This is a genomic window from Curtobacterium sp. MCLR17_007, from assembly GCF_003234655.2.
Lineage (GTDB): Bacteria > Actinomycetota > Actinomycetes > Actinomycetales > Microbacteriaceae > Curtobacterium.
Genome location: NZ_CP126271.1, coordinates 2822035 through 2842577, shown reverse-complemented (window position 1 = coordinate 2842577; position 20543 = coordinate 2822035). Strand labels below are relative to the sequence as shown.

At 72.1% G+C, this 20543-nt stretch carries 20 protein-coding genes; 10 read left to right on the top strand and 10 right to left on the bottom strand.

Features of this window, described 5'->3' with window-relative positions; all coding sequences use genetic code 11:
* Positions 1-10 precede the first annotated feature (10 nt).
* From DEJ13_RS13460 to DEJ13_RS13435, 6 genes are all read left to right on the top strand, one after another.
* The gene (locus DEJ13_RS13460) at positions 11-1315 is read left to right on the top strand and encodes an FAD-binding protein (RefSeq protein WP_111105747.1); all 1305 of its coding nucleotides are present in this window, start codon (positions 11-13) and stop codon (positions 1313-1315) included.
* Between the two features lie 500 nt (positions 1316-1815).
* Positions 1816-2661: a cation-transporting ATPase gene (locus tag DEJ13_RS13455; protein ID WP_111105746.1), complete on the top strand. Its 846-nt coding sequence runs from the start codon at positions 1816-1818 to the stop codon at positions 2659-2661.
* A gap of 179 nt (positions 2662-2840) precedes the next feature.
* Positions 2841-4508 (top strand): ABC transporter substrate-binding protein, encoded by a 1668-nt coding sequence (locus DEJ13_RS13450; RefSeq protein WP_111105745.1) that lies wholly within the window; start codon positions 2841-2843, stop codon positions 4506-4508.
* Positions 4505-6166 (top strand): dipeptide ABC transporter ATP-binding protein, encoded by a 1662-nt coding sequence (locus DEJ13_RS13445; protein ID WP_111105744.1) that lies wholly within the window; start codon positions 4505-4507, stop codon positions 6164-6166. Before DEJ13_RS13450 ends, DEJ13_RS13445 begins: the two co-directional genes overlap by 4 nt.
* Entirely contained in the window at positions 6163-7101 is a 939-nt protein-coding gene (locus tag DEJ13_RS13440) for an ABC transporter permease (RefSeq protein WP_111105743.1), read from the top strand. Before DEJ13_RS13445 ends, DEJ13_RS13440 begins: the two co-directional genes overlap by 4 nt.
* Positions 7098-8096 (top strand): ABC transporter permease, encoded by a 999-nt coding sequence (locus DEJ13_RS13435; RefSeq protein ID WP_056119425.1) that lies wholly within the window; start codon positions 7098-7100, stop codon positions 8094-8096. The genes DEJ13_RS13440 and DEJ13_RS13435 overlap by 4 nt, the downstream gene beginning before the upstream one ends.
* A gap of 115 nt (positions 8097-8211) precedes the next feature.
* Here DEJ13_RS13435 and DEJ13_RS13430 read toward each other — a convergent pair whose 3' ends face one another.
* Both DEJ13_RS13430 and DEJ13_RS13425 read right to left on the bottom strand, forming a co-directional pair.
* On the bottom strand, positions 8212-9531 hold the full coding sequence (locus tag DEJ13_RS13430; protein ID WP_111105742.1) for a GNAT family N-acetyltransferase: 1320 nt from the start codon (positions 9529-9531) through the stop codon (positions 8212-8214).
* Between the two features lie 44 nt (positions 9532-9575).
* The gene (locus tag DEJ13_RS13425) at positions 9576-10247 is read right to left on the bottom strand and encodes a hypothetical protein (protein ID WP_111105741.1); all 672 of its coding nucleotides are present in this window, start codon (positions 10245-10247) and stop codon (positions 9576-9578) included.
* 82 nt (positions 10248-10329) lie between these two features.
* Between DEJ13_RS13425 and DEJ13_RS13420 the strand changes: the two genes are divergently transcribed.
* A complete protein-coding gene (locus DEJ13_RS13420; protein ID WP_111105740.1) occupies positions 10330-10734 on the top strand; it encodes a VOC family protein in 405 nt (134 codons plus the stop codon).
* On the opposite strand, the gene DEJ13_RS13415 is transcribed toward DEJ13_RS13420, so the two are convergent.
* From DEJ13_RS13415 to DEJ13_RS13385, 7 genes are all read right to left on the bottom strand, one after another.
* A complete protein-coding gene (locus DEJ13_RS13415; RefSeq protein ID WP_111105739.1) occupies positions 10735-11346 on the bottom strand; it encodes a GrpB family protein in 612 nt (203 codons plus the stop codon).
* A gap of 72 nt (positions 11347-11418) precedes the next feature.
* A complete protein-coding gene (locus DEJ13_RS13410; protein ID WP_111105882.1) occupies positions 11419-12903 on the bottom strand; it encodes a cryptochrome/photolyase family protein in 1485 nt (494 codons plus the stop codon).
* Positions 12904-13038: 135 nt separating this feature from the next.
* A complete protein-coding gene (locus tag DEJ13_RS13405) occupies positions 13039-13566 on the bottom strand; it encodes a hypothetical protein (RefSeq protein ID WP_146245150.1) in 528 nt (175 codons plus the stop codon).
* Positions 13567-13577: 11 nt separating this feature from the next.
* On the bottom strand, positions 13578-14174 hold the full coding sequence (locus tag DEJ13_RS13400; protein WP_220037536.1) for a signal peptidase I: 597 nt from the start codon (positions 14172-14174) through the stop codon (positions 13578-13580).
* Between the two features lie 11 nt (positions 14175-14185).
* Entirely contained in the window at positions 14186-15076 is an 891-nt protein-coding gene (locus DEJ13_RS13395; protein WP_111105736.1) for a hypothetical protein, read from the bottom strand.
* Positions 15073-15678: a TasA family protein gene (locus tag DEJ13_RS13390; RefSeq protein ID WP_111105735.1), complete on the bottom strand. Its 606-nt coding sequence runs from the start codon at positions 15676-15678 to the stop codon at positions 15073-15075. The genes DEJ13_RS13395 and DEJ13_RS13390 overlap by 4 nt, the downstream gene beginning before the upstream one ends.
* Before the next feature lie 79 nt (positions 15679-15757).
* A complete protein-coding gene (locus DEJ13_RS13385; protein WP_111105734.1) occupies positions 15758-16312 on the bottom strand; it encodes an alternate-type signal peptide domain-containing protein in 555 nt (184 codons plus the stop codon).
* A 363-nt stretch (positions 16313-16675) separates the two neighbouring features.
* Between DEJ13_RS13385 and pnuC the strand changes: the two genes are divergently transcribed.
* The 3 genes from pnuC to DEJ13_RS13370 are packed head-to-tail and all read left to right on the top strand — an operon-like array spanning position 16676 to position 18791.
* Positions 16676-17341: a nicotinamide riboside transporter PnuC gene (gene pnuC / locus DEJ13_RS13380; RefSeq protein ID WP_111105733.1), complete on the top strand. Its 666-nt coding sequence runs from the start codon at positions 16676-16678 to the stop codon at positions 17339-17341.
* Positions 17342-17378: 37 nt separating this feature from the next.
* Positions 17379-18083 carry a hypothetical protein gene (locus tag DEJ13_RS13375; RefSeq protein WP_111105732.1) on the top strand — a complete coding sequence of 235 codons (705 nt, stop codon included), beginning with the start codon at positions 17379-17381 and terminating at the stop codon, positions 18081-18083.
* Between the two features lie 60 nt (positions 18084-18143).
* Positions 18144-18791 (top strand): TetR family transcriptional regulator C-terminal domain-containing protein, encoded by a 648-nt coding sequence (locus DEJ13_RS13370; RefSeq protein WP_056119385.1) that lies wholly within the window; start codon positions 18144-18146, stop codon positions 18789-18791.
* A gap of 81 nt (positions 18792-18872) precedes the next feature.
* Here DEJ13_RS13370 and DEJ13_RS13365 read toward each other — a convergent pair whose 3' ends face one another.
* Complete coding sequence (locus DEJ13_RS13365; protein WP_111105731.1) at positions 18873-20531, bottom strand: glycoside hydrolase family 13 protein; 1659 nt, start codon at positions 20529-20531, stop codon at positions 18873-18875.
* Between the last annotated feature and the right edge of the window lie 12 nt (positions 20532-20543).

Sequence of the window (20543 nt, the reverse complement as noted above, 5' to 3'; positions counted from 1 at the left end):
GGACCGGACGATGACCGACGTGACCGCGACGCAGCGCACCAACTGGGCCGGCAACCTGACCTACCGGGCGGCCGCCCTGGAGCGCCCGTCGTCGGTCGCGGCGGTGCAGGAGCTCGTCGCGTCGACGCCGCGACTGACGGCGCTCGGGTCGACGCACTCGTTCAACGACATCGCCGACACCGAGGCCGTCCAGGTCACGCTCACCGACCTGCCGCCGGTCCTCGAGATCGACACGGCACGTCGGGTGGTCCGGGTGGCGGCCGGGATGACGCACGCGCAGGTGGCCGCCGGACTGGAGGCCCGTGGCTGGGCACTCGGGAACCTCGCGTCGCTGCCGCACATCTCCACGGCCGGCGCGGTCGCCACCGGTACGCACGGGTCCGGTGTCCGGAACCCCTCGCTGGCGCAGGCGGTGGTCGGGCTCGACGTCGTGCGGGCCGACGGCTCGCTCGTGCGGGTCGCCCCGGACGGCTCCGGCTCCGGGTCCGACTCCGGCACCGGTTCCGGTTCCGCGGGTGACCTCGACGCGCACCGGGTCGCCCTCGGCGCGCTCGGGGTCGTCACCGCGGTCGAGCTCGCGATCGAGCCCTCGTTCCAGGTGGCCACCACCGTGCACCTCGACCTGCCGTGGGACGCCGTCCTCGAGCACTTCGACGCGGTGATGGCCGACGCGTACTCGGTGTCGATGTTCACCGCGTTCGACGACCGCGGTGCCCGGCAGGTCTGGACGAAGCACCGCATGGACGAGCCCGCACCGTCGATGGACCTGGTCGCGCTCGGAGCCCGTCGCGCCACCGGTCCCGTGCACCCGGGGGAGAACGACACCGCCGGGGTCACGGAGCAGGGCGGCGTGCCCGGGCCGTGGTCCGAGCGGCTGCCGCACTTCCGGTCGTCCTTCTCGCCGTCGACCGGGGCGGAGATCCAGGCGGAGTACCTCGTCCCGGCGGCGTCGGCCGTCGCGGCGATCCAGGCGCTCCTGCCGCTCCACGACCTGTTCGCGCCGATCCTGATCGCGGCGGAGTTCCGCACGGTCGCGCCCGACACCGCCTGGCTGGCGCCCTCGTCCGAGCGGCAGTCGGTCGGGCTGCACTTCACCTTCCGGCGGGACGTGTCGGCGGTCGCAGCGGCGGTCGAGCAGATCGAGGGCGTCCTGGCGCCGTTCGACCCGCGGCCGCACTGGGGGAAGGTCTCCGCGGCGTCTCCGTCCCGGCTGCACGAGGCCTACCCGCACCTGGCGGCGTTCGCTGCCCTCGCTCGCGAGCTCGACCCCACGGGGCGGTTCCGCAACCCGTTCCTGGAGCGCATGCTGTCCTGACGACGAGGAGCGGTCGCGCCGCCGGCTGCGGCGCGACCGCTCTGGTCACTGGCCTCTGCGGTACAGGTCGTGCAGGAACCGAGCGACGGTCACGAGCAAGCTCGCGATCCCCAACCACGGGACCTGACGCCTGGGCCGGCGCTCGTCGTCGTGGGACATCGAGTACCTCCTGGTGTCGTCACCGGCGGACACGAGGAGCAGTCGGCCAGGGGTGTGGAGCCGAGCGAGCTCGGCTACACTGACTCCCGAGTGTTCGACTCGGGGAAGTGTCTTTTCCCCTGGCTTTCCACTCGGAGAGCGAATCGAAGCCCGGAACTGTTGCTGCAGTTCCGGGCTTCACGCGTTCGCCCTGGGACCGCGTTCCGGTGGTGACACAGCCCCGCAACCAGCCTACCGATACTGATGTTCCGGTCGCGCTCTCAGGGGATCCGGATGTGCTCTGCGGGCGCTGCACCGGCGGGATGCTGAGTGCTCACATGTGCGGACGCAAAGGTCGGTTCATGGCGAACCTCTCTCGATTCATCGGCATGGCCTCGAAGGTCATCTCCAAGCAGATGCAGCAGCGCGGTCAGGGGAACATCGCCGCGGGTCACGGGCAGCCGTCGCAGGGCGGGAGCGACTGGCGTGACATGGTGCGGACCGCCGCCGACAAGCTGACCGGGGACGACCGGACCCAGCCGCAGCGGCCTCCGCAGCAACACGGCCAGCCGCAGCAGCACGGCGAGCAGCACAGCCGGCCGCAGCAGCCCGCTCAACCGCAGCGCGGGGCCGCTGACGCGGACAAGGTGGCCCTCGCGAAGTACGACTACCTGCTGCGCACCGCGTCTCCCGACCAGCTGGAGCAGGTCCACCACGACGCCTTCGCGCGGCTCACGCCCGAGCAGCGGCAAGCGGTGCTCCAGCGCCTGAACACCGAGCTCCCGCCGCACGCCCGGCCCGCGGACGCCTCGGCGGCGGGGATGGCTCGCGCGATGACCCGCGGCGAGGTCGCCCGTCCCGGCATGGCACGCCGCGTCCTGGGTGGGGCCGCTGTCGGCGCCGGAGCGATGGCGATCGGCGGCGTCGCGGTCGCGGTCGCCGGCGGAGCGGTCATGAGTGCGGCCGCCGGACCGGTGCTGGCGGGTGCCGCCGACCTCGGGGTCGACTTCGAGGGGATCGCGTCGGGGATCGGCGACGTCGGGTTGGCCGACCTCGGCGGTGGGCTCGGCGAGCACGTCTCGGGCCTCGGCGAACAGGCGTCGGGTCTGGGTGAGCAGGTCTCCGGGCTCGGCGAACAGGCGTCGGGCCTCGGTGAGCAGGCGTCGAACCTCGGCAACGACTTCCTCGGCGGCCTCTTCGACCGCTGACCCCGGCGGGGGAGGACTGCCGATCGGGAATGGCGGCAGAGACGCACGGCTTGGATTGTTTCGTCGTGCGTCATCCCGTGCGTGCCGCCCGGAGTGCGCGGTGCCAGGATGGACGCCGCCGCGGCGGTCACATCGCCGCCGACACCGCAGCAACCACCCCCACGAGGAGCAGCCCCGTCATGAGACGCCCGAAGCGCCTGACCATCACCGCGGCAGTCGCCGCAGCCGCAGCCCTGGTCCTGACCGGCTGCTCGGGCGGCGGTGCCTCGGACGACGCCTCGGCCGGCACCAGCAAGGGCGGCACGCTCGACATCCTCACGCCCCAGACCGCGCTGCACTTCGACCCGGCCACCAGCCAGAGCCTCGGCATCACGTCGATGGGCCTGGTCGCTCGACGCCTGACCACGTGGAGCGTCGAGCCGGGCAAGACCGCCAAGGTCGTGCCGGACCTGGCGACGAACACCGGCGACTCGAGCGACGGCGGCAAGACCTGGACCTACCACCTGAAGCAGGGGCTGAAGTTCCAGGACGGCTCAGCGATCACCACCAAGGACATCAAGTGGGGCATCGAGCGCTCGTTCGCGCCGACCCTGACCGGTGGCCTGAGCTACCACAAGTCGCTGCTCGTCGGCGGCGACACGTACACGGGTCCGTTCGAGGGCAAGACCCTCGACAGCATCGAGACCCCGAACGGCTCCACGATCGTCTTCAAGCTCAACGCGCCCTACGGTGACTGGCCGTGGCTCGCTTCGATGCCGGCGTTCACGCCCGTCCCGGAGGGCGAGGGCACCGACACCGGCGCGTACGACGCCAAGCCGGTCGCGAGCGGCCCGTACCAGATCGAGTCCAACACCCAGGGTTCGCAGGTCACGCTCGTCCGCAACAAGGAGTGGAGCGCGAAGACCGACTCCGTCCGCACCGCCGGCCCGTCGAAGATCGTGTTCAAGGAGGGCCAGGACGCCTCCACCATCACGCAGAGCCTGATCGCCGACAACGGCGACGCCAAGAACTCCTTCGGTGCGATCTACCTCGGTGCTGCCGAGCTCAACCAGGTGCGCTCGAACGCCGCCGCGCAAGACCGTCTGGCCACCTCCAAGGCCGGTCCGATCACCTACATGGCGATCAACACGCAGCGTGGCCAGCTGAAGGACCTCAAGGTCCGCCAGGCACTGCAGTACGCGGTCGACCGCAAGTCCTTCCGCATCGCGGCAGGCGGCGCGCTCGCCGGGTCGTACGCGTCGACGCTCATCACGCCGGGGATCGCCGGGCGCCAGAGCTACGACCGGTACGAGCCGGGTGCGTCCGGTGACGTCGCCAAGGCCAAGCAGCTGCTCAAGGAGGCCGGGGCGACCGACCTCAAGCTCACGCTGGTCACCCAGAACGACCCGACCTACCTGGCGCAGGCCCAGGCGCTGCAGTCCGGGCTCAAGCGTGCCGGCATCACGGTGACGCTCAAGCCGCTCGACTACGACTCCTTCACCCAGGCCACGACGAACGGCACCGACTTCGACCTGTCGCTCTCGAGCTGGCAGCCCGACTTCCCGAGCGCGAACGCGAACCTGCAGCCGCTCTACGCCTCGTCGCAGATCGGCGGCGGCGGGTACAACATCTCGAAGTACAGCAACCCCGACGTCGACGCGCTCATCGCGAAGGCGACCAGCACGGTCGACCAGAGTGACGCGCAGAAGCTCTGGGCGCAGGCGGACAAGAAGATCATGGAGGACGCCCCCGTCGTCCCGCTGATCTACGCCAAGCAGTCGTTCCTGGCCGGCTCGAACGTCGAGAACTTCCGGATCGCGGACTTCCCGGCGTACCCGAACTACCTCACGGTGTCGCTCGCCAAGTGACCGATCCGATCCTGCAGGTCGAGGGGCTCCACGTCGCGTTCGGCGACGCGGAGCCCGTCGTCCGTGACGTCTCCTTCTCGCTGACGCCCGGACGGGTGCTCGCCCTGGTCGGTGAGTCCGGGTCGGGCAAGTCCGTCAGCGCCATGAGCGTGCTCGGGCTCCTGCCGCCACAGGCGCGCGTGTCGGGCAGCGTCCGGTTCCGTGGTGACGAGCTCGTCGGCGCACCGACCGAGCAGCTGCGTGCCGTTCGCGGCGCTGGCATCGGCGTCGTGTTCCAAGAGCCGATGAACTCGTTCACGCCCGTGCTGTCCATCGGGACGCAGATCGCCGAGGCAGTGCGAGCACACCCCCGAGGCCTCGACCGCGCAGGGGTCTCCGCCCGCATCGACGAGTTGCTGCGCTCGGCCGGCCTGTCCGACCCGGACCGCATCCGCCACGCGTTCCCGCACGAGCTCTCCGGCGGACAGCTGCAGCGCGCGATGATCGCGATGGCGCTGGCCGGTGACCCCGTCGCACTGATCGCCGACGAGCCGACCACCGCGCTCGACGTCACCGTGCAAGCCGGGATCCTCGACCTGTTGCGGGACCTCTGTCGCGAGCGGGACCTGGCCGTGCTGCTCATCACCCACGACATGGGCGTGGTGGCCGACGTCGCCGACGAGGTCCTGGTGATGCGCCGCGGCGAGCCCGTCGAGCACGGCGCGGTGGACGCGCTGTTCCGCGCACCGCAGGCCGCGTACACGCGCGCCCTGCTGGCAGCCGTGCCCGGACTGGAGGATCGGGTCGACCCCGCCCCGTCGGCGCAGCCCGCAGCCGACGCGGCGGGGGCGAGTGGGGCCTCCCGTCCGGTCGTCGCCCAGGTGCGCGACGTGAGCGTCCGGTACGACCGGCGCGGTGCGCCGACGGTCTCCGGCATCGACTTCACGCTGCACGCGGGGCAGACCCTCGGCCTGGTGGGGGAGTCCGGCTCCGGCAAGTCGACCATCGGGCGAGCGCTCGCCGGTCTGGTGCCGGTCGTCGCCGGATCGGTCGAGGTCGACGGCAGCGATCTCCGGACGGCGCGTGGACGTCGACTGCGCGAGGTCCGCAGCCGCGTCGGGATCGTGTTCCAGGACCCCGCGTCGTCCCTGAACCCGCGCCAGACCATCGGCTGGAGCATCGCCGAACCGCTGCTCGTGCACGGGGTGTCCGCGTCGGAGCGGGCCACGCGCGTGCACGACCTGCTCGTCGCGGTGCAGCTCGACCCGACCTGGGCCGAACGCTTCCCCCATGAGCTCTCCGGCGGCCAGCGGCAGCGCGTCGCCGTCGCTCGTGCCCTGGCGCTCCGACCCGCCCTGGTGATCGCTGACGAGCCGACCTCGGCCCTCGACGTCACCGTGCAGGCGGCGGTGCTCGACCTGCTGTCCACCCTGCAGGACGAGTTCGGCTTCGGCATGCTGCTGATCAGCCACGACCTGGCCGTCGTCCGGCAGCTCGCAGACCACGTCATCGTGCTGCGTGACGGGCGCGTCGTCGAACGCGGCGCGACCCGGACCGTGCTCGACGACCCGCAGGAGGACTACACCCGCATGCTGCTCGCCGCTGCCCCCGTGGCCGACCCGGTACGACAGGCGACGCGACGCGAGGCGTGGCGCCGACTCGTGGAGGTGGCATCGTGACGGCGAACGTCGTCGACCGCCCGGTCGCGACCTCGGGCGCTCGCTCGACCGGCCTCCGCGCCGTCGTCCGGCGGGTCCGGAGCGACCGGTGGGCCGTGGCCTCGGCCGTCGTCATCGTCGTCTTCCTGCTCGTCGCCGTGCTCGCGCCGGTGATCGCCGGGATCAGCGGGCAGGACCCGTACGGGTACAACATCAACGCGCTCAACTCGTTCGGCGCCCCGCGCGGGTCGCTCGGCGGTGTGAGCGGCACCCACTGGTTCGGCGTCGAGCCGCTGACCGGACGCGACCTCTTCGCGATCGTCACCTACGGCGCGCGGACCTCGCTCGGGATCGGGCTGGCTGCCACGGCGATGTCGATCGTGATCGGCGTGCTGGTCGGTGTCACGACGGGGTTCTTCGGGGGCTGGTACGACCGCGTGCTGTCGCGCGTGGTGGACGTCATGTTCGGCTTCCCGTCGCTGGTCTTCATGATCGCGCTGACGGCGATCGTGCCGACGTCGTTCCCCAAGCCGCTGCTCGTCGTCCTGGTCATCGGGTTCTTCGGCTGGCCGGCGGTCGCCCGCGTGGTGCGTGGGCAGACGCTGTCGCTGCGGACCCGCAACTACGTCGTGGCCTCGACCGCACTCGGCGCCGGGCGTTGGCACGTCATCCGCACGCAGCTGCTGCCGAACCTCGCCGCGACGATCACCGTCTACGCGACGATCTCGATCCCGTCGATGATCGGCGCCGAGGCCGCGCTGTCGTTCCTGGCCGTCGGCGTCACCCCGCCCACGCCGTCGTGGGGCCGCAGCATCGGTGACGCGATCGGGTGGGTGCAGACCGACCCGATGTACCTGGTGTTCCCCGGTGCCGCGCTGTTCCTGATCACCCTGGCGTTCAACGTGCTCGGCGATGCCCTGCGTGACGCCCTCGACCCTCGGGGAGGCACCCGATGAGCGCCCTGCGCTTCCTGCTCTTCCGCGTGCTCGGCGCCGTGGTCGTCCTGCTCGTCGTCGCCGCGGTGACCTACGCGCTCTTCATGCTGCTGCCGACCAACCCCGCCCGTGCGATCTGCGACAAGCCGTGCACGCCGGAGCGTCTGGCACAGGTGCAGGCGTTCCTCGGGACGGACAAGCCCTGGATCGCGCAGTTCGGCGCCTACCTGGGCGGGATCGTCACCGGTCGGACCTTCGGCAGCGGCGCGTCCGCCATCCACTGCGCCGCGCCGTGCTTCGGGTACTCGTTCCAGCTGCACGACAGCGTCACGTCGCTCATCCTGACCCGCCTGCCCGTCACCGCGTCGATCGCGGTCGGTGCCGCCGTGCTGTGGCTCGTGGCCGGTGTCGCCGGGGGAGCCGCCTCGGCCCTGCGCCGTGGGTCCGTGCTCGACCGCACCGTGATGGGCATCGCCGTCGCGGGGGTGTCCTCGCCCGCGTACCTGATCGGGCTGCTGTCCATCCTGCTGTTCGGGTTCGTGCTCGGGATCCTGCCGACCAGCGGGTACGTGCCGTTCGGCGAGGACCCCGTCGGCTGGCTGACCCACCTGGTGCTGCCGTGGTGCGTGCTCGCGTTCATCAGCGCAGCCATCTACGCCCGGCTGACCCGCGGCGAGATGCTCGAGGCGATGTCGCAGGACTTCGTCCGGACCGCCCGCGCGAAGGGCATCCGCGAGCGCCAGGTCGTCGTGCGGCACGGACTGCGGACCGCGATCCTGCCCGTGGTGACGCTGTTCGGGCTCGACCTCGGGTCGCTGCTCGGCGGAGCCGTCATCACCGAGAAGGTGTTCTCGATGCAGGGCCTCGGCGCGCTGCTCATCGACGCGGTGCACACGCTCGACCTGCAGGTCGTCGTCGGCTTCACGCTGTTCTCGGCGTTCCTGGTCGTCACCGCGAACGTGATCGTCGACGTGGTCTACGCGGTCGTCGACCCCCGGGTGCGCCGGCGGGCGTAGGCCCGGCCGCGCGTGGTGCGAGCTTGATCGGCCGCTGCGAGGTTGTTTCCCCGCACCCGCCGATCAACCTCGCACCAGCCGCGAACCACGCACGGTGCGACGGACCGGCCGCGCGTCAGAAGTACGTGATGCCGTGCGGGGTCCGCACGGGCAGCAGCATCGCGCGCAGCAGCACGGGCACCGCCGGGTCCGTCGCCCGCAGCAGCCCGGCTGCGGCGAGCGTCACCGGGGACACCGAGCCGAGCAGCAGTGCGCCGAGGTCGGCCACGTCGAGCTGCACGTCCGACGGGGCATCGGCGGAGTCCGACTCTCGCGTGACCGTGCCCACACCGGACACCACGTCGAGCCGGTACGTCCCCGTGGCGTGCCCGAGCGCGTCCGACACCGACAGCACGAGCGTGCCGTCGACGGCGAACGGCCGCGAGGACAGCGACGCCGCGACGTCGAGCACCCGGAGCCAGACGTGGTCCTCCTCGTGGTCGACGTCGTACGCGCGGTTGTCGCCGAGCGCCGCGACGATCGGGTCGTCGAGGCGCGAGCGGTTGTACCGCACCACGTCGTTCAGGTCGATCGAGAGCAGGAACTCCCAGAGCGACAGGTACGCCTGGTCCGTGGCGTAGACCAGGTCGAGGACCTCGATCGCGGTCTCGTCGCCGGACTCCTTGACGCGCCAGGTGACGTACCCGTCGACCTCGTCGGCCGCCGACGTCCGGTGCACCGCGGCGCGGACGCCCTTCGCCTTCTCGCCGTCGGAGCCGTACTCGCCGAACACGACCGGCCACGTGCCCGCGTTCCGGACCATCGACCCGGGGGTGCGCTCGTGGAAGCGTGCGAACACGCCCTTGCCCACGCCGTCGGCGAGCCAGGTGGTCGGGACGACCGAGACGACGCCCGACGTCGGCGCGACGAACGGCAGTGCACGGTTGCGGCGCACACGCACCGCGCGCTCGCGGATGGCGCAGCCGAAGCCGAAGCGCCGGTAGATCGTGCCCTCGGACGCGGTGAGGGACGCCATCGCGTAGCCCTCCTGCACACCGCGGTCGAGCGCGTGCGTCATCATGGCGCGCAGGATTCCCCGGCGGCGTTCGGTCGGGCGGACGGTGACCGCCGAGATCGCCTGGGTGTCGACAGTCGCCCCGTCGCCCCAGCTGAGCTCCTTGCGGAACCAGGTGAAGGTGCCGGCCGGCCAGGTCGCGTCGACGGACCCGGGCACCGGGTCCGTGACGTAGACGCCGAGGAAGGTCTCCTGGTCGGCGATGAAGTTCGCCGCCATCCGGGACGCGAGCTCGGGTGAGGCCGAGGCCTCGTGGAACCCCATGCCCACGGCCTCCATCCAGTCGGCGGTCTGCGCGTCCGGCGCACCGTCGGCGTCGGTGCCGGGCGTGAACTCGCGGAGGTCGAAGCGGGTGGTGAATTCGTCGTTGATCGATGCCACGCTGCGACCCTATCGGTGCCGCGTGACCGTCCGGCAGCACGGTGTCAGAGGCCGAGCACCACGAGCCAGGCGACGACCGACATCCCGACGGTCCGGAGCACCGATGCCGCGCCGTGCCGACCACGCCACGTCGCCACGAACTCGGCGATGGCAGCCACGAGCGCCGTCAGGGTGACGACGACCGCGATGCCCGGCAACGGGTGCCCGACGACCCCGGCGCCGACCTGGTGGAACGCCACGATGCCCCACGGCACGATCCCGACCGCCGACCCGAAGCCCAGGGGGAGGCGCGACCCGGCGCTCGGGGTCGTCTGCGGTGCGGAGCGGTCCTGCACGACCGCGAACAGCACACCAGCGGACGCCAGCGCGTAGATGCCGACCAGGGCACCGACGTCGCGCACGCCGTTCAGCTGCGCGATCACGAACAGGGTGATCGGTGTGGTCAGCAGCGGGTCCAGGACCCACGCCCGGCGCGCGGGGAGCGCCCGGGCCACCGCCACGAGGGCGAGCACCACGACCATCGCGACGTCGAGGTCCACGCGCGCCAGCACGGCGGGCGCGCGGCCGTCGAGCGCCACCGTCACCGCCCTCGTGGTGCGGTCGCCGAGGAGGGCCACGACGAGCAGGACGACGGTCTCGATCCCCACGAGCACCGCGACGAGCACCGGGACCCGGACCCCGACCGGGACACTGACCTCCCCGCGACCGTTGCCCATGACGGCCAGCCTGCCACGTGGCCCCCGCGTGCACGCTCGAGGACGCCTTGACCAGTCCGCCCCGCGGGAGGACCATCACCGCATGAGCCTCTTCATCAGCTGCCCGGTGGACAGCGTCGAGCGCGCCACCGCCTTCTACGACGCCCTGGGCTGGACCCGCAACGCCGACATGTCGAACGACCAGGTGTCTTGCTTCGCCGTCCGCCCCGACCAGTACGTGATGCTCGCCAGTCGCGAGATGTACGCGAGCGTCGGCGGTGTCGAGGAACTCGTGGGCGGTCCCGACACACCCTCGAAGGTCACCGTCTCGTTCGACCTCGACAGTCAGCAGGCGGTCGACGACCTCGTCGAGCGTGCCCGTGCTGCCGGTGGGCGGATCGGGGACACCGACGACTACCCGTTCATGTACCAGCGCCAGTTCGACGACCCGGACGGGTACCACTGGTCGCCGTTCTGGATGAAGTCGGGCAGCGCTGCCGACGCCTGATCAGACCCGCGGGTGCGGGTCGTGCGGATGCGCCGGGTCCGTCAGGAAGACCCGCTCGTACACGTCGTACACGACGGCGGCCTTCGCGTCGTTGTAGCGCAGGGACCCCGTGCCCGCGGCAGCGGCCTGCTTGGCGGCCGCATAGGCGCGCCGGTCCGCGGGATGCGTCCGCAGCCAGTCGACGAACACCCGGTGCCGCTGCGGCTCGACGGCCCCGGGCGCGAAGACGTGCAGGTTCGCGTTCGGCTCGGCGAGGCTGAGCTGTCGGTGCGGCGACCCGCCCAGCTCGTCGCGGAACAGCAGCCGGAAGCCCACGGCCTCGAGCGCGGGCAACCAGGAGTCCTCGTCCGCGACGTCCGGCACGAGCAGGTCGACGTCGATCACCGGTTTCGCGAGCAGGTCCGGCACCGCGGTGGACCCGACGTGCTGGATCCGGACGCCGGGTCCGAGTGCCGTCTCGACCGCGGACCGCACCACCCGGTACGCGTCCACCCATCGCGGGTCGTGCGGCTGCAGCGGACCGGGCTCGGTCTGGCGGAACGCCACGCGCTGCGCCTGCCGGGCAGCGTTGCTGCCGGCGGCGAACGGACGCCAGAGCGGATGCCGGACCACGGCACGAAGCCTGCCACACGCCGGACGGGAGGGGCGGTGCCAGCCCGCCCCGCGCCTCCCGTCCGGCGGTGTTCAGGGCGTGCGGCGCCGGGCCTCTTGGCTGACCACCTGCTGGCGGTCCGCCATCCCGCGCAGCTGCCGCAGCGGCTGCGTCATCCGCGGGTTGCCACGCAGGTCCGGCTCAGCGCGGTCGAGGAAGGCCCAGTACCCGGCGGTGAAGGGGCAGGCGTCCTCGCCGAGCCGCTTGGTCGGGTCGAACCGGCAGCTGCCGCAGTGGTCGGTCATCCGGTCGATGTAGCGGCCCCCGGCGGCGTAGGGCTTCGTCGCGACCCGCCCGCCGTCGGCGTGCTGGGACATCCCGACGATGTTGGCCGGCATCACCCAGTCGGTGCCGTCCACGAAGACGTCGGTGAACCACTCCGTCAGCTGGACGGGGTCGTAACCGCGCTGCAGTGCCCAGTTGCCGAGGACCATCAGCCGCTGGATGTGGTGCGCCCAGCCGTGGTCGGCGACCCCGTCGATCGCGGTGGACAGGCAGACGGCCTCGACCTCGGACGCGTCGAGCTCCCGCCACCAGCGCGGCAGCCGGTGCGGCGGCTCGGTGCCGAGCGGTGCGGCGGACGTCCCGTACTCCTCGCCGAACCACCAGTACAGGTGCCAGACGTAGTCCCGCCAGCCGGCGACCTGTCGCACGAACCCCTCGACGCTGCCGAGCGGGGCGGAGCCGTCCTCGTACGCCGACACCGCCGCCGTGATCGCGGCCCGGGGGTCGAGCACGCCGAGGTTCATCGGCACGCTCAGCAGTGAGTGCGCCATCGTCCAGTCGTTGGTCAGCACGGCGTCCTCGTAGGGGCCGAAGTCGCCGAGCCGCACCTCGACGAAGTCCGCCAGCGCGGCCTCGGCCTCGGCGGCCGTGACGGCGAAGCGTCGACGGTCGTCGCGGCCGACGAACCGCACGAGGCCGTCGCGCTCCCACCGGTCCAGGTCGTGCCGGACCTCGTCGTCGACGTCGTCCTCGGTCGGCCACCACGGATCGGGCAGCCCGAGCGACATCGCGCCCTTCGGCGGTGGCTGCCGGTTGTCGGCGTCGTGGCTGAACCGTCCGCCGACGGGGGCGTCGCGGTCCATCAGCCATCCCTCGCGTCGCCGCACCTGCTCGTAGAACGTCTCCATCAGGAACCGGTCGCCGCGGCCGGTCGCCCACGCGCCGAACTCGTCCTCGCTGGTCACGAAGCCGCGGCTCGGCAGCACGCGCGTGTCGTGACCCCAGTGCCGGACCTGCCCGCGCAGCAGTCGTGACGGCGGATCGACCACCTCGAGGTCCGTGCGGCCGACCAGCGCGTCCCGCAGCCGGTCGACCCGGACGTGCTCCGCGCGGTCGCCGAGCTCGCGGACACGGTGCCGCAGGGCACTGAGCCACAGGTGTGCCTTCGCCCGGTGGACCGGACGGGCGGTGAAGAACTCGCGCGCCTCGACCACGAGGGCCGGGCCGCCGTCGTCGAACTGCGGGCCGTACTGCCCTGGGAGGACCAGGCGGGTACGGGGAGCGTCGGTCACCACCCGGACGGTACGCGAGCGCCCGTGGCCGTGCTCGGCTGGTGGCCGTCACGCGCGCTCGGCGCGGCGCCGTGGGACGGGAGGCCCTGGTCACCGCCGCACGCGGCTCGCCCCGCGCACGTGCCGGCCCGGTCGTCAGTCCGTCGCGCCCGCGGGTGGGTCGACGAGCAGCCCGACGCGGTCGGCCAGGTAGTCCGCCAGCGGGACCGCCGTCGCCGCCGTGGGGGACCAGCGCACCATCGGCAGGTCACCGTCGACGAACAGCACGCCGTCGCCGCCGAGCAGCGAGTCGTCCAGGTCGATGGGGGTCGCCCCGTGGTTGACGGTGTCACCGGCGTCGAAGCGCCCGCGCACCGCTGCGGCGCGGTATGCGCGACGGGTCTCCATGGACACCGACTGGAACTGCGCGCGTCCGGGGTCGGTCACGCGGGTGATCGTGCCCGTCGCCCAGACGCGTCCGCCGGTCTGGAGCGAGGACCCGATCAGCAGGGCCCCGACCCGCCAGACCCGGCCGAGGGAGCGCATCGTGGCCTCGCGGCGGATGCCGAGCACGGGCTTCGGCACGACGTACTCGCCGAGGGCCTCGTCGGGGACGTCCGCCGCGCGCAGCCGCCGGGCCGCGGCATCGAGCAGCGCCCGCGCCTGCACCACACCGTCCGCCACGTCCACCGAGCCTAGACGCGGCGCTCCGGCAGTCGTGCAGGTGCCCGTCGACGTCCGTGGCGACGACCGGCCCGACGGCGCCGGACGGTGGACACGGCGCCGATCGTCACCATGACCGCGCCGTACGCGATGAGGACACCGGCGACCAGGGGGACGAGCCATCCGCGCGACCCGTTGACCACCTGGTTCACGTACCCGAGCACGGGGACGCTGTACCAGACGACGCCGCGCACCTGGACGCCGCGGACGGGTGCGTCCGGCTCGGCGTTGGCGTCGCCCTTGACGACGAAGGTGTGCTCCCCGTTCGAGGACGACGCGACGGACACCACGCGGTGGCTGATGACCTCGGGGTGCCCCGACCGGATCTGGTACGTCACGACGTCGCCGACGCGGACCTCGTCGAGCGGGGTGGGCCGGACGACGAGCAGGGTGCCCGGCGGCAGTGCCGGCTCCATCGACTGCGTGAGGACGGTGAGCGGGGTCGATCCGGTCACCTTCGGCACGACGACGAGCACGACGGCCAGGCCGGCGACGACCAGGAGCATCCCGGTGCTGAGTCCGAGTGCGATCGCGTGCACGAGCGACCGCCACCCGGTTCGTCGGGTCACCGCGTGGGCCGTCATCCGCCGCACCGGAGCGCGGGGCCGTCGTTCTGGGTGAACAGGGTTACGGGACCGCTGCCGGCGACCGTCGAGGTCGGGTTGCCGTCGCCGTCGAGCACCTTCACGACCACGGTCTGCGTGCCGGTCGTCGCGACCGGGGCCAGGTCGTTCGGCGCGAGGGTGATGAACCCGGAGTACATCTGCGCCCGCGAGCCGACCATCGTGTCCCGCACGTACGCGGCGTACCAGGTGTCGGCCGCGCGGGACGAGTCCGGCCACCGGACGTCGACGTAGTTGCCGCTGTGGTCGGTGCAGGTCAGCGCCGGCGTCGCGGTCGTGGCGGCCGCGGTGTTGAGGTAGAAGCCGCCCTGCACGACCGCGGACCGCCAGCTGCCCCACGTGGTCGTCAGGCTGATGACGACGTTCGAGGTGCTCGACGCCGGTGCCGAGGCCTGCGGGGTGCTCCGCGTGCACCACACGGCACTCGCGCCCGCGGCCAGGGTCGACGTCATGCTCGGCAGCGACGCCCAGGTCCCCGTGACCGATCCGGAGCCCACGGCGGCGCTGTCGGTGCACGCGGCGGTCGAGCCGACGGGCCAGGCGACGACGTCGACGGCCCCGGCCAGGGCGGCGGGCTTGTCCGACTGGGGAGCGACGGACGTGGACGTGGTGCCGGCCAGGTTGCCGGTGTTCGTCAGGGTGACGGGCTTCGTCATCGACCGCACGGAGTCCGAGAAGGTCACCGTCATCTGGTCGGTCCCGCTGATCGAGGCGGCGAGCTTGCCGATGACGGTGCTCGACGTCGCCCCGGCGCTCGTCGTCCAGAGTGCCCAGGCGGCACTCGAGCCACCGACGACGAGCGCGGCGCTGAGCAGCAGGGTGACGAGCACGCGGACACGGCGGTTCACGGTGCGACCTGCGTGCCGGTCACCGTGAGGGTGAAGTCCGTGACGGCGCCCGAGACCGTCTGCGGGGCGTCCTGTGCCAGCGTGATCTCGACGCAGGCGACCCCGCTCGCGCCGACCGGCAGCGTGTAGTAGCCGCTGCCGGTGTCGAACGAGGCGAGCGGACCGCTCGCGCCCCCGAGGCCGGCGCGGCAGGCCGATGCCGACCCGACACTCGCGAGCTTGAGGGTCTGGGCGCCGAGCACCACGGCGTCCGAGGCGTCGGCGTAGGAGACCTTGGTCGCGGTCGTCATGACCCGCATCGAGAGCGGGACGGTCCCCGTGTTCTTCACCGTGAACGACCCCACCGTGCTCGCTCCCGGACCGAGCGCGGGCGCCCGCATCGCGGAGAGCGGGCTGACCGTGACCGTCGCGGTCCCCGACTTCACGGTCGCGCCCCTCGTGCTCGCCGAGGCGTTCCACAGGGCGTAGGTCCCACCGGTCCCGAGCAGGGACACCACCACGCCGAGTGCGAGGACGAGGGACGCGGGCCAGAGCACACGGGCCCGCACCGGACGTCGGACGCGCGGCGCGCGGTGACGTCCGGAGATCGTCGTGCGGGTCATCCTCGTCACCCCCCGGTGAACTGGTCGGACGGACGGGTTCCGGCGCGGTCGGCGGATCAGGGACCGACCGCGCCGGGGATCAGGAGCCGATCGCGGTCTGCGTCAGCGTGAAGGCGAGCGCTCCGACGTTCACGGAGCCGTTCTGCCCGGTCGTGGCCGACGAGGGCAGCTCGATCGTGAAGAGGACCTTCACGGCCGAGGTGGCGCTCGAGGGGGACACGACGAAGGTGTTCGCGTTCGTGGTCGACGGGACGACCGAGGCACTCGTCGAGGTCACGGACAGGGTCTTCGTCGTCGCGGCGAGCAGTGCCGGGTCGCCGGTGATGCTCTGGTCGGCGTAGGTCAGGTTCGCCTTGAGGTCCTGCCCGGTCGCCCCGATGTTCAGGGTCTGCGTGAACTGGTACTTGTTGCCCGGGACCATCAGGACCTTGGCCGGGTCGATCGTGGTCGAGCGGCCGTTGGTGATGTCGGTCCAGACGCCGTCGTTCACGGCGCTCAGCGTCAGGGTGCCGGAGCTGACCGTGGTGGCTGCGGTCGAGGCGTTCGCGTTCCAGAGGGCGAACGTGCCCGCCCCACCCAGGAGCAGCGCGATGCCGGCGGCGCCGGCGATGGTGCCGGTGACGATCTTGTGCATGGTGTTCCGTTCCGCGCACAGGGGTGCGCTTCGAGCCAGCGGCACGGTGATTCGGGTCGGGTGCCGGTGGGACGGTGTCTGTCGGCCCCACAGGAGCAGGGGTCGCGGCTGACCGGTGCCGAGGGTGACCGCCGGGCTCCGAGGCTCAGAGGCGGCTCGGGCGGGCTGGATCGCTCCTGTCATCGACGCTACCGGTCCCCCAAAGTGCTGACAACGGGGATGATGCTTTTGCATGGACCCAAAACGGGGGTGATTTCGGTCCCCAGCAGTGCGGACCGGGTTTGTACCCCGATCTTGCGGTGGTGCGCCAGGAATGCGGGGTGGGGGTGCGTGGTTGGATGCACCGGAACGAGGAGGCACCAGATGGGCATCGTGCGCTGGTTGTTCGACGCGCAGATCGTCATCGGTGACCAGACCGTGCTGTGGCGCGAGGTGATCGGCAACGTCTTCGGGCTGCTCAGCGCGCTCGGCGGCATGCGTCGGAAGGTGTGGGCGTGGCCCGTCGGCATCGTCGGCAACGTGCTGCTCTTCACGGTGTTCATGGGGGCGCTCTTCGACACCCCGAACCCGGTCAACCTGCTGGGCCAGGCGGGCCGTCAGGTGGTGTTCGTCATCGTCAGCGTCTACGGCTGGTACCGGTGGACGCACCGTCCCGCTGCGGCGACGACCGTGATCGACCCGCACTGGGCCTCCTGGCGGACCCGGGGACTGCTCGTCCTGACCCTGGTCGGCGGCACCGCGCTGCTCACCCCCGTGTTCCGTGCCCTCGGGTCCTACGAGCCGGTGTGGAGCGACGCGTGGATCTTCGTCGGGTCCCTGCTCGCGACGTACGGCATGGCGAAGGGCTGGGTCGAGTTCTGGCTGGTCTGGGTCGCTGTCGACCTGGTCGGGGTGCCGCTGCTGTTCTCGGCCGGCTACTACGCCTCGGGGCTCATGTACGTCTTCTACGGCGTGTTCACGCTCACCGGGTTCTTCGTCTGGATGCAGCAGCGCACCAAGCCGTCGTCCGCGCCGGTCACCGTCGGCTGAACGGTCGCACGTGCCTGCTCCGGAGCAGAGTGGACGCATGAGTGACGGCCCGTTCGCGATCGGCTGGCGCGTGTACCGCGCACGTCGGCGCGAGTTCCTCGACCCGGCACGGCTCCGCCGTCGGACGGTCGTGTGCGCGACGGTCGCGACGGTCACCGGCGCGGTGGTCATCGTGTCGCAGCTGCTGTGGGGGTGGTCCGGTGTGTCCGGACCCGCCGGGGTGGTCGCAGCGGTCGCGTTCGCCGCGGCGCTGGGGTGTCTCACCGCGGCGTTCATCCGGACGAGCCGGAAGCTCCAGGCGCAGCCGTTCTCGCCACGACCCGGCGGCTGGCGTCGTGACGAGCGCATCGGAGCGCAGTTCGCCGCCCGGCCGCCGGCCCTCGTGCCCGAGGACCGTGACGCGGTGCTCGAGCAGGCGGAGCGGGTCGTCGAACCCGCGATCGCGACGATCGACCGGACGCGGTGGATCCCGGCGGGGTGGTTCGCCGCCTGGATCGGTGCGCTCGCCGGCGGGTTCGCCTCCGACGGCCTCGTCCCGCTCCTGCTGCCCCTCGTGTTCGGCGTGCTGCAGAGCGCGACGACGGTGGCGACGACGACCTGGCTCGGTCGCGCCGAGCTCACGCGGGCCCGGGTCGCCGCGACGCCACGGGTCGAGCCAGCCCCGCCGCTGCCGCAGCGGAACGTCGAGCCCCGCGGGTCGAAGGTCGCCCTGCCTGACGAAGGGCGTCCGACCACCCAGTGAGCGGTCACGACCCCCGGTCTGGGTCAGGACAAGCGCGCCCCGATGCGGTGCAATGTCCTGGTGGAGACCCTCACTGACGGAACGATCGTCGAAGAACAGACGATCGCGGAGCGCCTGACCCGGGCCGCGATCCGCGCCTACCGCATGTACCCGTTCACGGACGTCGACGCCGCCGTCGTCGCCGAGGTCGCCGGTGTGCCGGTCGACGTGGTGACGCGGGCGTTCCCCTCGTGGGACGCCCTGCTGCTCGTGACGTACGACTACTGGACGCAGCTGCGTGGATCGACCCGACGGCGGAAGCCCTCGTGTGCGGTCGACCACGTGCGGATGACCCTCGCCGAGGACATCGCCGACCCGGGCCTGGTGCGGGTCCTCGCCGGCGTCATCAACATCGCGGGTGCCGACACGAGCTTCGCCGAGCTGTTCCGGAAGCGCTACGAGGACTACGTCACCCAGCTCGCCGTCGCCCTGCGCCGTGACTTCGACGCCGGCGTCGAGGCGTCCGTCGTGCCCGCCGAGCGCGCGGCCACGCAGCTCCTCGCCCTGTACGAGGGCTTCCAGATCCAGCTATTGGTCCGACCCGGACTCGACGTGCTCACGGAGTGGGACGAGGCCGTCCGTGGCCTGCGTGCGGGGTGGCGCACGCCGCGTCCGATCCCGGCGTGGGACATCGACTCCGTGCCGACGTCGCCGATCCTGCCCGTCTGAGCTCACCCGGCCACGCCGGGACGGACAGGAGGCCCGGTGCCTGCCAGCACCGGGCCTTCCGTCCGTCACCTGGTCGCGTCCCTACGCGCGCAACCAGACCGTCCCCACGCCCGTCAGGGCGCCGTCTGCCACCGGCGCCGAGGCGAGCAGGAGTTCCCCCGCAGGCAGGTCGTAGGGCTCGTCGCTGAACACCGTCACGCTCGTCCACCCGTTCGGACGGCGGAACGCCAGGACGTCGTCCCGACCGGTCTCCAGCCACTCGAGGTGCTCCTCGGACTGCAGCTGCCCACGCAGGCCGAGGGCCCTGCGGTACAGGTTCAGCGTGGATCCCGGGTCGGTGTCCTCGGCCTCGACGCTGGACGCACCGAACCACGCCGGCTGCGGCAGGTGCGAGCCGCCCTCGCCGAAGCCGAAGCTCTGACCGTCGCGCGTCCACGGCAGCGGGACGCGGCAGCCGTCACGGCCGACGTCGACACCGGGGTTCCGGAAGAACGCCGGGTCCTGTCGGTCGGCGTCCGGGATGTCCCCGACCTCCTGCAGCCCGAGCTCCTCACCCTGGTACAGGTACGCCGAGCCGGGGAGCGCGAGCTCGAGGAGCGTCGCCGCGCGGGCACGCCGGAGCCCGAGCTCCTGGTCGAGCGCGTCCTGCGATCCGCCCGCGAGCAGCCAGGCGCCGCCCTGCTTCTCGTGCGCACCGCCCCGGGCCGGCAGCGCGTAGCGGGTGGCGTGCCGGACGACGTCGTGGTTCGAGAACACCCACGTCGTCGACGAGCCGGACTGCTCGGCGAGGCCGAGGTTGAACTCGATGATGCTGCGGAACGAGCCGGCGTCGAAGTCGGCCTCGAGCAGGTCGAAGTTGAACGCCTGGCCGAGCCCGTCGGCGCTGGCGTAGCGGGCACGGCGGTCGGCGGCGACCCAGGCCTCGGCGACCGCGGTGCGTGCGGGGGTGTACTCGTTGAACACCGTCCGCCACTCGGCGTAGATCTCGTGCACGTCGTCGCGGTCCCACAGCGGGTGCGAGCCGTCCTTCGGCATGGCCGAGAGCTCGGCCCAGGTCGGCAGCACCTCGCCCAGGTCCTTCGACAGCCCGTGCGCGACGTCGATGCGGAAGCCGTCGACCCCGCGGTCCGACCAGAAGCGCAGGGTGTGCAGGAAGTCGTCGCGGACCTCGCGGTTCGCCCAGTTCAGGTCGGGCTGCTCCTTCGCGAAGGAGTGCAGGTACCACTGCCCGTCGCCCGCCGCCGTCCAGGCGGGACCGCCGAAGATCGAGATCCAGTCGGCGGGCGCCTCGGAGCCGTCGGGGCCGCTGCCGTCCCGGAAGACGTAGCGGTCGCGTGCGGGGGAGCCGGCGGGGCTCGCGAGGGCCTCACGGAACCAGGCGTGCCGGTCACTCGTGTGGTTCGGCACGACGTCGACGATCACCCGGATGCCGGCGCCGTGCAGGGCTGCGACCATCGCGTCGAAGTCGTCGAGCGTGCCGAGCTTCGGGTCGACGTCGCGGTAGTCGTCCACGTCGTAGCCACCGTCGGCGAGGGCAGACGGGTAGAACGGGCTGAGCCAGACGGCCTCGATCCCGAGGGACGCCAGGTAGGGCACCCGGTCGGTCACACCGCGCAGGTCGCCGATGCCGTCGCCGTTCGCGTCCGCGAACGACCGCGGGTAGATCTGGTAGACGCTCGCCTGGCGCCACCAGGTCTCGTCGGTCGCCGTCGGGGCAGGGGAGGTCAGGGTGTCCGTCATGGGGGTCCTCTC

What these genes read in the sequence shown, in the direction of transcription:
- DEJ13_RS13460 (WP_111105747.1), top strand. Translation starts at nt 11, where the DNA reads ATGACCGACGTGACCGCGACGCAGCGCACCAACTGGGCCGGCAACCTG.
- DEJ13_RS13375 (WP_111105732.1), top strand. Translation starts at nt 17,379, where the DNA reads ATGAGTGACGGCCCGTTCGCGATCGGCTGGCGCGTGTACCGCGCACGT.
- pnuC (WP_111105733.1), top strand. Translation starts at nt 16,676, where the DNA reads ATGGGCATCGTGCGCTGGTTGTTCGACGCGCAGATCGTCATCGGTGAC.
- DEJ13_RS13425 (WP_111105741.1), bottom strand. Translation starts at nt 10,247, where the DNA reads ATGGGCAACGGTCGCGGGGAGGTCAGTGTCCCGGTCGGGGTCCGGGTC.
- DEJ13_RS13385 (WP_111105734.1), bottom strand. Translation starts at nt 16,312, where the DNA reads ATGCACAAGATCGTCACCGGCACCATCGCCGGCGCCGCCGGCATCGCG.
- DEJ13_RS13455 (WP_111105746.1), top strand. Translation starts at nt 1,816, where the DNA reads ATGGCGAACCTCTCTCGATTCATCGGCATGGCCTCGAAGGTCATCTCC.
- DEJ13_RS13435 (WP_056119425.1), top strand. Translation starts at nt 7,098, where the DNA reads ATGAGCGCCCTGCGCTTCCTGCTCTTCCGCGTGCTCGGCGCCGTGGTC.
- DEJ13_RS13365 (WP_111105731.1), bottom strand. Translation starts at nt 20,531, where the DNA reads ATGACGGACACCCTGACCTCCCCTGCCCCGACGGCGACCGACGAGACC.
- DEJ13_RS13420 (WP_111105740.1), top strand. Translation starts at nt 10,330, where the DNA reads ATGAGCCTCTTCATCAGCTGCCCGGTGGACAGCGTCGAGCGCGCCACC.
- DEJ13_RS13450 (WP_111105745.1), top strand. Translation starts at nt 2,841, where the DNA reads ATGAGACGCCCGAAGCGCCTGACCATCACCGCGGCAGTCGCCGCAGCC.
- DEJ13_RS13390 (WP_111105735.1), bottom strand. Translation starts at nt 15,678, where the DNA reads ATGACCCGCACGACGATCTCCGGACGTCACCGCGCGCCGCGCGTCCGA.